This window comes from Actinopolymorpha singaporensis (assembly GCF_900104745.1).
GTDB classification, from domain to species: domain Bacteria; phylum Actinomycetota; class Actinomycetes; order Propionibacteriales; family Actinopolymorphaceae; genus Actinopolymorpha; species Actinopolymorpha singaporensis.
The window spans coordinates 951,932-964,411 of record NZ_LT629732.1 but is presented as its reverse complement, the minus strand read 5'-3'; the positions used below and the strand labels follow the sequence as shown (position 1 = coordinate 964,411).

Sequence of the window (12,480 nt, the reverse complement as noted above, 5' to 3'; positions counted from 1 at the left end):
GGTAACTCGCCGGGTCTGAAAGCCTGTGCCGTGGTGGCGGGGGTCTGTAGGGGTTCGGCGCCGTGAAGCGCAGGCGGAGTGTGGGAGGCCGGTCGGTGTTCAGGCGGATCGCAGTGGTGAACCGCGGCGAGGCCGCGATGCGGCTGATCAACGCCGTACGCGAGCTCAACGCGGAGGGCGGCGAGCGGATCGAGACGGTGGCGCTCTACACCGACATCGAGCGGACCGCGACGTTCGTACGCGAGGCCGACCTCGCCTACTCACTGGGCGCGGCGTCCGCGCGGCCCTACGTCGACCACGCCGTCCTCGAACGCGCACTCCGGGACACCAGGGCCGACGCCGCGTGGGTGGGCTGGGGGTTCGTCGCGGAGGACCCGGCGTTCGCCGAGCTCTGCGAACGCATCGGCGTCACTTTCATCGGACCGACAGCCGCCGCGATGCGCAGGCTCGGCGACAAAATCGCCTCCAAGCTGGTGGCCGAGGAGGTCGGCGTTCCCGTCTCGCGGTGGAGCGGCGGCCCGGTGGACACGCTGGACGAGGCGCTCGAGGCGGCGGACAAGATCGGCTATCCGTTGATGCTCAAGGCGACCGCCGGCGGCGGCGGCCGGGGTATTCGCGTGATCATGTCCGCGGAGGATCTCAAGCAGGCGTACGACCGGACCCGCGACGAGGCCGAGCGGTCGTTCGGCAGCGGTGTCGTCTACCTCGAGCAGCTGGTCACCGGCGGGCGGCACGTCGAGGTGCAGGTCATCGCCGACGGGCAGGGCACCGCCTGGGCGCTCGGGGTGCGCGACTGCTCGGTGCAGCGCCGCAACCAGAAGGTGATCGAGGAGTCCGCCTCGCCGGTGCTGTCCGCGGAGCAGGCCGACCAGATCAAGGACGCGGCCGAGCGGCTCGCGCTCGCGGTGGGCTACCGCGGCGCCGGGACGGTCGAGTTCCTCTACCGTCCGCAGGACGAGCTGCTCTCCTTCCTCGAGGTCAACACCCGGCTGCAGGTCGAGCATCCGGTCACCGAGCTGACCACCGACCTCGACCTGGTGAAGACCCAGATCCGGATCGCCGCCGGCGGCCGGCTGGAGGGCGAGCGGCCGGTCGAGACCGGGCACGCGATCGAGGCCCGGCTGAACGCCGAGGACCCCGACCGGGACTTCGCACCGTCGCCGGGCCGGATCGCACTCCTCGACCTGCCGGTCGGACCTGGCGTACGCGTGGACACCGGGGTCAGTGCCGGCGACACCATTCCGGCCGAGTTCGACTCGATGATCGCCAAGATCATCGCCTATGGCCGGACCCGGGACGAGGCACTGGCGCGGCTGCGCCGGGCGGTCGGCGCGACCACGGTGATCATCGAGGGCGGCGTCACCAACAAGGGCTTCATCCTCGCGTTGCTCGACCAGCCCGAGGTGATCGACGGCAGTGCGGACACCGCCTGGATCGACCGCGTACGCGGGCAGGGCCGGCTGGTCTCCCACCGCCACTCCGGCATCGGGCTGGTCGCGGCGGCGATCGAGGGGTACGAGGAGGCCAAGCAGGTCGAGCTCCGGCGCCTGCTGGAGACCGCGCACGGCGGCCGGCCGCAGGTGCAGCACGAGGTCGCCCGGGCGATCGACCTGGAGCTGCGCGGCGTCGCCTACCGCGTCACGGTCGCGCAGATCGGCCCGCACAGGTTCCGGGTCGGCGTCGGCAACGGTGACGACCAGCACGTCGTCTACGGCGAACTGGAACGGTCCGGCACCTACGGCGCCCGGCTGACCGTCGACGGCCGGACGTTCCGGCTGGTCACCGCCACCCACGGCCCGGTGCACCTGGTCGAGGTGGACGGGGTCACGCACCGGGTGAGCCGGGGCGAGGGCGGGGTGCTGCGGTCACCGGCGCCGGCCCTGGTCGTCGCGACGCCGGTGTCGCTGGGCGCCGAGGTCGAGGCCGGCGCACCGGTGCTGGTGCTGGAGAGCATGAAGATGGAGACGGTGCTGTACGCGCCGTTCCGCGGCACCGTGCGTGAGCTGCTGGTCTCCACCGGGAGCCAGGTCGAGACCAGCGCGCCCCTCCTCCGGCTGGAGCCGGTCGCCGACGGCGCGGCGGAGGGTGCGCCGGCGGGTCTGCCCGGCGCCGCAACGCCGGCTGTCGACCTGGACCTGCCCACCGAGAGCGTGCGCAAGTCCGCCGAGGAACGCGCCGAACGCGGCCTGGCCGACCTGCGCAGCATGCTGCTCGGCTACGACGTCGACCCTCGTGACGGGGGCGAGATGCTGGCCGGCTACCTGAGTGCCCGGGCAGAGCTCGCGGCGGCCGGGCAGGCGCCGGTGTCGGCGGAGATCGAACTGTTGCAGGTGTTCGCCGACTTCGCCGAGCTGAGCCGCAACCGGCCGGCGGGCGAGGAGGTCAACACCGAGCACGGGGTGCACAGCCCCCGCGAGCACTTCCACACGTACCTGCAGAGCCTCGATCCCGAGCGCGGCGGCCTTCCGGAGGCGTTCCGCGCCCGGCTGGCCCGCGTGCTCGGGCACTACGGCGTGACCGACCTGGAGCGCAGCCCCGAGCTGGACGAGGCGGTGTTCCGCATCTTCCTCGCCCAGCAGCGGTCGAGGCCGGACGTGCTGCTGGTGACGGCGTTGCTGCAGGCCTGGAGCACCGAGCCGCTGCCCGCGGCCCCGCTGGACGGCCGCGTGCACGACGTACTGGAACGACTCGTGCTCGCCACCCAGCTGCGCTTCCCGGTCGTCGGCGACCTGGCCCGCAGCGTACGTTTCCGCTGGTTCGACCAGCCGCTGGTGGACGAGGCACGGGCCGAGGTGGTCGCCGGAGTGGGCGCCGAGGTCGACTCGCTCGCTGCCAACCCGGACGCGCCCGACCGGCAGCAGCGGATCGAGGCGCTGGCGGCCATCCCGGAGCAGATCGTCGGCTTCCTCACCCGGCGGCTGGAGCGCGGCTGGGCCGAGTGGGAGCCGATGCTCGAGGTGCTGATCCGCCGGCACTACCGCGAGTACGAACTCCACGGCCTGAGCGAACTGGCTGTCGACGGGAGACCGTTCGCGACTGCCGGCTACTCGTTGGACGACCGCCCCACCCACCTGGTCAGTACGGTCGGCACGGTCGCCGAGCTCGCCGATCCCGACGGCGCTCTGGTCCGGGCCCTCGCCGCCCAGGTCGTGGCCCGACCCGCCGGGCACGAGGCGGTCGTCGACCTCTACCTGTTCGGGCCGGACACCCCGGACGGGCAGCAGGAGGCGGCGGACGCGCTGCACGACCTGGTCGCCGCGCTGCCCCTCGGCCGTGGCGTACGCCGGATCACCCTCGCCGTCGCCCGCGGCGGCGACAGGGCGGTGGAGTACTTCACCTACCGCCCGGCCGGTACCACCGTCGTCGAGGACGACAACGTGCGCGGCGTCCACCCGATGGTGGGGCGGCGGCTGAACCTCTGGCGGCTGCGGGACTTCCGGATAAACCGCCTGGAAGCGCCCGAGGGCGTCCTGCTCTACCACTGCGTGGCGCGCGACAACGACGCCGACCAGCGGCTGGTCGCTCTTGCCCAGGTGCGCCAGTTCGCCGTCGTGCGCGACGAGGACGGGCAGGTGACGTCCCTTCCGCACGTCGAGCGGGCCATCTCGAACTGCCTGGAGGCGATCCGCAGGGCCCGCAGCGCACGGGGTACGGCCGGCGCCCGCCTGGACATGAACCATGTCTGGGTGCACATCTGGCCGGTCGTCGACGTCCAGGTCGAGGAGCTGACGGCGCTACAGCGCAACATCGCGCCGCTCACCGTCGGTGCGGGCATCGAGGAGGTGCTGGCGCAGGGGCGCGTCGAGCGGCCGGACGGCACGGTCGCGCCGGTGACGGCACGCTTCTTCTACCAGCCGGGGTCCGGCGTGGTCACCTCCGTGGAGGAGCGGACCACCGAGCGGCTCAAGCCGCTCGACGACTACGCCCAGAAGGTCCTGCGCTCGCGCCGCCGCAACACCGTCTACCCGTACGAGCTGACCGACATGGTGGCCGGGCCAGGCGGCTCGGGGGTGGAGTACGACCTGGACGACTCCGGCGTGCTCGTGCCGGTCGACCGGCCCCGCGGCCTGAACAAGGCGGCGATCATCGTCGGGGTGATCAGCACACCGACCGCGCGCTGCCCCGAGGGCATCACCCGCGTGGTGCTCAGCGGCGACCCGACCAAGGCGCTCGGCGCACTCGCCGAGGCCGAGTGCGCGCGGATCATCGCCGCGCTCGACCTGGCCGAGCGGATGCGCACACCGGTCGAGTGGTACGCGCTGTCGGCCGGTGCGCGCATCTCGATGGACTCCGGCACCGAGAACATGGACTGGATCGCCGCCGCACTCAAGCGGATCGTGGAGTTCACCCAGGCGGGTGGCGAGATCAACGTCGTCGTTGCCGGTATCAACGTCGGCGCGCAGCCGTACTGGAACGCCGAGGCGACGATGCTGATGCACACCAAGGGCATCCTGGTGATGACGCCGGACAGTGCGATGGTGCTCACCGGCAAGCAGTCACTGGACTTCTCCGGCGGCGTCTCCGCCGAGGACAACTACGGCATCGGCGGGTACGACCGGGTGATGGGCCCGAACGGCCAGGCGCAGTACTGGGCGCCGGACCTCAAGAGCGCCCGCGACGTGCTGATGGCGCACTACGACCACACCTACGTCGTGCCGGGCGAGTCGGGCCCGCGGCGGTCGGACACGTCCGATCCGGTGGACCGGGACGTCACGACGTATCCGCACGAGGTGCCGGGCAGCGACTTCCGTACGGTCGGCGACATCTTCTCGTCGGAGACCAATCCCGGCCGCAAGAAGCCGTTCGACATCCGTACGGTGATGCGCGCGGTCAGCGACCTGGACCACCCGGTACTCGAACGCTGGGCAGGCATGGCCGACGCCGACACCGCCGTGGTGCAGGACGCCCGGCTCGGTGGGTACCCGGTGTGCCTGATCGGGATCGAGTCGAAGTCCGTTCCCCGGCGGGGATTCCCGCCCACCGACGGCCCGGACACCTACACGTCCGGCACGTTGTTCCCCAAGTCGTCGAAGAAGGTGGCCCGGGCGATCAACGCGGCCAGCGGGAACCGGCCCCTGGTGGTGCTGGCGAACCTGTCCGGCTTCGACGGGTCACCGGACTCGATGCGCAACCTGCAGTTGGAGTACGGAGCGGAGATCGGCCGGGCGGTCGTCAACTTCGACGGACCGATCGTGTTCGCGGTGATCTCGCGCTACCACGGCGGGGCGTTCGTGGTGTTCTCCAAGGCGCTGAACCCGAACCTCACCGTGTTGGCGGTGGAGGGCTCGTTCGCTTCGGTGCTCGGTGGCGCGCCCGCGGCGGCGGTGGTGTTCGCGGCGGAGGTGGACGCTCGTACGGCAGCCGACCCCCGGGTGTCGAGCCTGGCCGGGAGGGTGTCGGCCGCGGTCGGTGCCGAACGCGCCGCGCTGGCGACGGAACTGGCGGAGGTACGCACCGCCGTCCGGGCCGAGAAGCTGGGTGAGGTCGCGGCCGCTTTCGACCGGGTGCACAGCATCCAGCGGGCCGTCGAGGTCGGTTCGGTCGACACGGTGATCCGCGCGACCGAACTCCGGCCCCGGCTGATCGAGGCCATCGAGCGCGGCCTCGGCACTTCGCGCTGACCCGCCGATTCTTCCGAGGGCCTCAGGCGCTGGATGCCGCGGTGCGGTTGGCGAGGACGCTGCCGATGTCCTGGTGGTTCAGGTAGACGACGACGCGCCACCCCTCGTCGGCGCGGCGAAGCAGGTAGGTGGCGTGCAGAGTGAGCGGCTCGGCGTCCTCGTCGGCAAGCTCCACGTCCCAGTACGTCTCCACGAGTGTGTGGTGGTCGTCGAGTGACCGGGCGTGGAGGTCGCGGAGGCGGGTGCCCGTTGCCCCGACCGAACTGAACATCTGGGCGCGCCTGGGGAGAACTGCCCGCAGCTGGTCGCGGGTGACGACGGTGGCCTTGGCGGGGTCGAGGCTGAGGAACTGTTCGTGGAACGCGTCGGCGCCGCTGGTGTCGAACCGCTCGAAGAACTCCCGAAGCTCCGCTTCCAGGGCAGGGGTGCTCACTGAACTCACTGAACCTCCGCGTGACCGAGTCCCTGTGCGACGGTTGCCGCTGACTGTCGTACGATAGCGGCCCCAACAGTAATTGTCACGACAAATAACAGGAGCGTCATGCCCAGCCCCGGAGTTCAGGCGTCGAGCCTCGTCGTCCGGCTCGCCCGCGAGCTACGGACCGCCCTGGACCAGCGTTTCGCGGCGTTCGGGCTGACCTCCCAGCAGGCCGGCCTCCTCGTCCACGTCTTCACCGGGCAGTCCAGCCAGCGCCGGTTGGCCGACCTGCTCGGCACCGACACGGCCGGCATCACCCGACTGGTCGACCGGCTGGCAGCCAAGGAACTCGTCCGGCGCGTGCCCGACCCGGCCGACCGTCGCGCGGTGGTGGTCGAACTCACCAAAGCCGGGCGTTCGCTGATCCCCGAACTGCCACCGGTCTTCGAGGCCGTCGCCGCGGACCTGACCCGAGGCGTAGACCCGGGCGACGCCGCCGCCCTCCTCCAGACCATGCTCGCCAACCTCACCGACCAGGACGCGGACTGATCTCGGCGGCGGTCGGAGGCCGACGCTCCGTCGTCCGAAGCGAAGGTCACGGGCTGGCGGAAGCTCGTCATGTCGATTCCGCGGCTCGTTGTTCGAAGGAGGGGCAGAACGCCGATGAGTTGGGACCGCGTGTGCGGTCAGACTGGGCGTACACCACTACCGCGGCACCTTTGATCAAGGAGTAGTTCGATGCGCAAGCTCACTGCTGGTCTGTTCATCTCGCTGGACGGCGTTGTCCACAACCCGGGGGAGTGGCACTTCCCGTACTTCAACGACGAGATGGGTGCTGCCGTCGACGCCCAGCTCGGCGCCGCCGACACGCTCCTGCTCGGCCGGGTGACCTACGACAGCTTTGCCGGTGCGTGGCCGGACCGTGAGACGGCCGGCGAGGAGGACGCACCGTTCGCCAAGAAGCTGGGTGACGCACGCAAGATCGTCGTCTCCCGGCAGGACCTCGAGTTCACCTGGCGCAACTCCGAGGTGCTGAAGGGCGACCTGATCGAGGCCGTCACCGCCCTCAAGAACGAGCCGGGAGACCAGATCGGGATGAGCGGTTCGGTCTCGGTCGTACGTCAGCTGCTCGCCGCCGGTCTCATCGACGAGCTGCACCTGCTGGTTCACCCGATCGCGGTCCGCAGGGGGACCCGGCTGTTCGAGGAGGCCGACAGCTCGATCCCGCTGCGGCTGCTGTCGTCCAAGTCGTTCAGCACGGGCGTACTGCACCTCGTCTACACCACCGACGACTCCGCTCCCGACGGAACGTACGAGGACGCGAAGGGGCACCTGCCCCAGGAAGACAGCTGAGCCGAGTCGACGCCTGGTGCGGGGCGCGGTGCTCCGAGGACGCCCGCCGCCGTGAAGCAGGACGGTGACCGGCCGGGAGGAGGGCCTCCCGGCCGGTCGCCGTGTGTACTCCGTGTCCAGCCAATCCGGGCCGAAAGTCCCCAATCTGCGGCCCATACTTGATTGATTCAAGAAAATCCGCCAGACTTGGCGGCGTGCCAACCTCCGCAGACTTCGAGCGCATGCTCCGCGAGGCCGCCCTTCGGGTGACGCGCCCGCGGATGGCGGTACTGTCCGCGGTGCACGACCTTCCCCACGCCGACACCGACTCGATCATCGGTGCCGTACGCAGGAATCTCGGCATCGTCTCCCATCAGGCCGTCTACGACGTACTCCACGCGCTCACCGGTGCGGGCTTGGTGCGCCGCATCCAGCCGCTCGGCTCGGTGGCACGGTACGAGGCCCGGGTCGGCGACAACCACCATCACGTGGTCTGCCGGTCGTGCGGTGCCATCGCCGACGTCGACTGCGCGGTGGGCGAGACTCCCTGCCTGACGGCGGCCGACGACTCGGGTTTCGAGATCGACGAGGCCGAGGTCATCTACTGGGGCAGATGTCCTGACTGTGTGGCGAGCAGCAACCAGCACGCAGCCAGCACCAAGTAACAGCGAGACGGGAGAAGGACAGACGTGTCTGACCATGCCAGCGAGAGCGAGAACCCAGCAATCCCCTCCCCGACTCCGAAGACGGACCGGCCGAGGACGATCCAGGATTGGTGGCCTGACGCGCTGGACCTGAAGGTCCTGGCGCCGAACTCGGACCGGACCAACCCGATGGGCCCGGACTTCGACTACGCCGAGGAGTTCAAGAAGCTCGACCTCGACGAGCTCAAGCGCGACGTCGTCGAGGTGATGACGACCTCGCAGGACTGGTGGCCCGCCGACTACGGCCACTACGGCCCGCTGTTCATCCGGATGAGTTGGCACTCCGCGGGCACCTACCGCATCGCCGACGGCCGCGGTGGCGGCGGCGCCGGTGCGCAGCGGTTCGCGCCCCTCAACAGCTGGCCCGACAACGCCAGCCTGGACAAGGCCCGCCGGCTGCTGTGGCCGGTGAAGCAGAAGTACGGCCGCAAGATCTCCTGGGCCGACCTGCTGGTCTTCGCGGGCAACTGCGCCCTGGAGTCGATGGGGTTCAAGACGTTCGGCTTCGGCTTCGGTCGCGAGGACATCTACGCGCCCGAGGAGATCTTCTGGGGCCCTGAGGACACCTGGCTCGGCGACGAGCGCTACAGCGGCGACCGGGAGCTTTCCGGCCCGCTGGGCGCGGTGCAGATGGGCCTGATCTACGTCAACCCGGAGGGCCCGAACGGCAACCCGGACCCGATCGCGGCCGCCAGGGACATCCGCGAGACGTTCGCCCGGATGGCGATGAACGACGAGGAGACGGTCGCGCTGATCGCGGGTGGTCACTCGTTCGGCAAGACCCACGGCGCGGGCCCCGCGGACCACGTGGGCCCCGAGCCGGAGGCGGCGCCCATCGAGCAGCAGGGCCTGGGGTGGAAGAGCACCTTCGGCACCGGCAAGGGCGGCGACGCGATCACCAGCGGCCTCGAGGTGGTCTGGACCAGCACGCCGACCAAGTGGAGCATGGGGTTCTTCAAGAACCTCTTCGAGCACGAGTGGGAGCTCACGCAGAGCCCGGCCGGGGCGCACCAGTGGGTCGCGAAGGATTCCGAGGAGACCATCCCGGACCCGCACGACCCCACCAAGAAGCGCCGGCCGACGATGCTGACCACCGACCTGGCGCTGCGGTTCGACCCGGTGTACGGCCCGATCTCGCGCAGGTTCCTGGAGAACCCCGAGGAGTTCGCGCTGGCGTTCGCCAAGGCCTGGTACAAGCTGCTGCACCGTGACATGGGCCCGGTCTCGCGTTACCTCGGACCCTGGGTGCCGGAGGCGCAGCTGTGGCAGGACCCGGTGCCCCCGGTCGACCACGAGCTGGTCGGGGCCGACGACATCGCCGCGCTGAAGGCCACCCTTCTCGACTCCGGCCTGTCCACGTCCCAGCTGGCCTCCACCGCGTGGTCGGCGGCGGCGAGCTTCCGCGGCACCGACAAGCGCGGCGGGGCCAACGGCGGCCGGCTTCGCCTCGCGCCGCAGAAGGACTGGGAGGTCAACAGCCCGGCCGAGCTGGCCAAGGTGCTGCCGGTTCTCGGACAGATCCAGCAGGACTTCAACAGCTCGCAGTCGGGCGGCAAGAAGATCTCGCTGGCCGACCTGATCGTCCTGGGCGGTTGCGCTGCGGTCGAGCAGGCGGCGAAGAACGCCGGCTACGACATCACGGTGCCGTTCGCGCCCGGACGTACGGACGCCTCGCAGGAGGAGACCGACGTCGAGTCGTTCTCCGTACTGGAGCCGAAGGCCGACGGGTTCCGCAACTACCTGCGCAAGGGCGAGAAGCTGTCCCCGGAGACGCTGCTGCTCGAGCGGGCGTACATGCTGAACCTCAGCCCTCCGGAGATGACGGTCCTGGTCGCCGGGATGCGGGCCCTGAACGCCAACTACGGGCAGTCCCGGCACGGCGTCCTCACCGACCGGCCTGGTGTGCTGACGAACGACTTCTTCACCAACCTGCTCACCATGGCCACCGAGTGGAAGCCGTCGGAGTCGGAGGAGAACGTCTACGAGGGCAGGGACCGCGCCACCGGGGAGGTCAAGTGGACGGCCACCGCCGTCGACCTGATCTTCGGTGCGAACTCCCAGCTCCGCGGCATCTCCGAGGTCTACGCGGCCGACGACGCGAAGGAGAAGTTCGCCCGTGACTTCGTGGCGGCCTGGGACAAGGTCATGAACCTCGACCGGTTCGAGCTGCGCTGATCCCGAAGCAGGACTCGTCTTTCGAAGTACGGCAGCACGGCATTGCAGAAGGTCCAGGTCGGCCGGATCACCGGCCGGCCTGGACCTTTCTCATGACTGTCTGACAGAACCGGGCGTCCGGAGCGACTGTGGACAACTCCGGCAGCCCTGCCCTGGGCGTCGAAACTGACAGCCGTGACCGGAGGCCGTGACGAGCTTCGGCGCTTGGTGGAGGAACTACCCGAGGACCAAGTGCCGGCCGTCCTTGCCGAAGTGCGCCAACATCTTCGCTCAACGCCCTCCACGAACTGGCCGCCACCATGGTTCGCCGCAGCAACTGCCCGCCGCACTGACACCGCCGCTCGCGCCGAGGACCTGTTGGGCACACAGGCTCACTGACGCTCCTGCCCTAGCAGGCTCCGCCTTGCTCGCGGTCACTCGGTGCTGTGCCCGCGCGGGCCATCGCTCGGGCGGCGGGGACGCTGCCGGCCACGAGCAGCCCGATGGCGATCGCCCCGACCGTGACCGGGTTGCCGGGGAGGATGAACATCGCCATCGTCAGTGGGCTGCTGGCGACCATCGCCCAGGCCGCCCAGGCGGGAAGGACCCTGGCCCGCCGCAGCGCGATCCCGAGCAGGACGTACGCCGCTAGGTGGCCGATGATGTAGACGATAAGGAACGCGTTCATCAGTGGTCCGTACGCGAACGCGTCGTACAACTTCCCGTACGAAGGGCTGCCGGGCATCTGGGCCATGGCGACCGCGGAGGCGTCCAGTGCGGTCAGGGCTGCGAGCGGAATCCAGCCGACCACACCGGTGAACCCACCGAGGGTGGACAGCCACGGCGCACGAGCCCAGGAGAGCCGGGCAAGTCCGACGACGCTCACCGGAAGAAGAAAGCTCGCGGCGAAGAACGCGATCAGGTGTGCGGTGTTGGTGGCCGGGTTGGCGGCCGCGTTCGCTGTGATGGTCTGCGCGCCGTCGGTGTGCATCGCCGGGGGCGACAGCAGCCCGCCGAGCCAGAAGCACAGTGGACCACCAACGACTGACACAGCGGTGAGTTGGTGGAGCAGTTGCCGCGGACGACAGGTCGTCGTGGATGTCGTGGATGTCGCGGTGGCGGTGACGGACATGACCGAACCTCCCGAGAGGATGGACTTCGACGCGCCACCACCGTACGAACGCCCTCCCGCTGCCGGGAACATCCGACGGAGGGAACTCGGCGTCCCCCCACGGGGGTACTCGGGCTGCCACCAGCTGGTGAAGTCCCAGCGTCCACGGTGTGATGGTCGGGCGGGCCGCAAGTGGTCGTTGACGCGGTGCTGGTGTGCTCGGTGACCGCCACCGCGGCGGGCCGGTCGACGTCACCTGTGCCGTTCGGGGACACGGGTGGTCGCGCTAGCGCCTGGCGGGACGAGGTGTGGACGCGTGTGGTGACAGCTTCAGCCACCGCGGCAGAGCCCTGCGTGCGCTGGGATCTCCGCGTACGGCAAGGTCGCGGGAACGCAACGCCGCGGTCCAGGTGAGGTCGCCGCGCCACACCTGCGTGAGCGTGCGCAGCTTCGTCTCGACGGTGACGAGTACGTCGAAGCCGGGGTCGTGGTCGCAGACGTCCACACCGTCGGTGGTGATGACCAGCCACCAGTCCCGGGGCGCGTCGGTGACGTCGGCGAAGCTGAACTTCAGCACCGTCCGGGTGTCGGGGAGCGCCTCGTAGGCGAGGTTGCGGTGTACGTCCCACATCAGCAGGTGCGGGTCGAGATCGGCGTCGCCGAGTTCCGGGACCCATCGGATCCCCCACCGGCCGAGCGCGTCGATGACGGGTTCCAGCTCCCTGCCCGCCGGCGTCAGAGCGTAGGTGATCCGGTTGCCGGCCTGCCGCCGTTCGACCACTCCGGCCCTGACCAACGTGCTCAGCCGCTTCGACAGCAGTGCCGGCGACATTCGGGGCACACCGCGCCGCAAGGCGTTGAAGTGCCGGCTGCCGGCGACGAGTTCGCGGACGACAAGCAGCGTCCAGCGTTCGTCCAGCAACTCCATGGCCTTGGCGACCGGGCAGAACTGCCCGTAGGTGGTCGGCATCGCCGTACTCCTTCCGCCCGGACCGGTGCGGTGCGGTTGCCGTGGCCGTCCGGGCCCGATGCCGTTGAGAGTAAGGCTTCCAGGACGGTCGGCGGGAGCGCACTGCCGGTACAGAAGTTGTACTGCCCAGGTACAGACCGAGTACTGGGGACGGGCCCGCGTCGGGCCGG

The 12,480-nt window shown here is 70.1% G+C and carries 8 protein-coding genes; 5 read left to right on the top strand and 3 right to left on the bottom strand.

What is annotated here, in order from left to right:
* Positions 1 to 95 precede the first annotated feature (95 nt).
* Entirely contained in the window at positions 96 to 5,621 is a 5,526-nt protein-coding gene (locus tag BLU27_RS04435; RefSeq protein WP_092657171.1) for an ATP-binding protein, read from the top strand.
* A gap of 22 nt (positions 5,622 to 5,643) precedes the next feature.
* Here the strand turns inward: BLU27_RS04435 and BLU27_RS04430 are convergent, their stop codons facing one another.
* Positions 5,644 to 6,054: a nuclear transport factor 2 family protein gene (locus BLU27_RS04430; protein ID WP_157728210.1), complete on the bottom strand. Its 411-nt coding sequence runs from the start codon at positions 6,052 to 6,054 to the stop codon at positions 5,644 to 5,646.
* 108 nt (positions 6,055 to 6,162) lie between these two features.
* Between BLU27_RS04430 and BLU27_RS04425 the strand changes: the two genes are divergently transcribed.
* The 4 genes from BLU27_RS04425 to katG all read left to right on the top strand — a co-directional run bounded on the left by BLU27_RS04425 (position 6,163) and on the right by katG (position 10,250).
* The gene (locus BLU27_RS04425) at positions 6,163 to 6,588 is read left to right on the top strand and encodes a MarR family winged helix-turn-helix transcriptional regulator (protein WP_092650783.1); all 426 of its coding nucleotides are present in this window, start codon (positions 6,163 to 6,165) and stop codon (positions 6,586 to 6,588) included.
* 189 nt (positions 6,589 to 6,777) lie between these two features.
* Positions 6,778 to 7,392 carry a dihydrofolate reductase family protein gene (locus tag BLU27_RS04420; RefSeq protein ID WP_092650781.1) on the top strand — a complete coding sequence of 205 codons (615 nt, stop codon included), beginning with the start codon at positions 6,778 to 6,780 and terminating at the stop codon, positions 7,390 to 7,392.
* Between the two features lie 221 nt (positions 7,393 to 7,613).
* A complete protein-coding gene (locus tag BLU27_RS04415) occupies positions 7,614 to 8,036 on the top strand; it encodes a Fur family transcriptional regulator (RefSeq protein WP_277869301.1) in 423 nt (140 codons plus the stop codon).
* Between the two features lie 24 nt (positions 8,037 to 8,060).
* Positions 8,061 to 10,250: a catalase/peroxidase HPI gene (gene katG, locus BLU27_RS04410; protein WP_092650777.1), complete on the top strand. Its 2,190-nt coding sequence runs from the start codon at positions 8,061 to 8,063 to the stop codon at positions 10,248 to 10,250.
* A gap of 388 nt (positions 10,251 to 10,638) precedes the next feature.
* Here katG and BLU27_RS04400 read toward each other — a convergent pair whose 3' ends face one another.
* Positions 10,639 to 11,361, bottom strand: a complete 723-nt coding sequence (locus BLU27_RS04400) for a hypothetical protein (RefSeq protein WP_092650773.1) — start codon at positions 11,359 to 11,361, stop codon at positions 10,639 to 10,641.
* Between the two features lie 265 nt (positions 11,362 to 11,626).
* Positions 11,627 to 12,310: a winged helix-turn-helix transcriptional regulator gene (locus BLU27_RS04395; RefSeq protein WP_092650771.1), complete on the bottom strand. Its 684-nt coding sequence runs from the start codon at positions 12,308 to 12,310 to the stop codon at positions 11,627 to 11,629.
* Positions 12,311 to 12,480 lie beyond the last annotated feature (170 nt).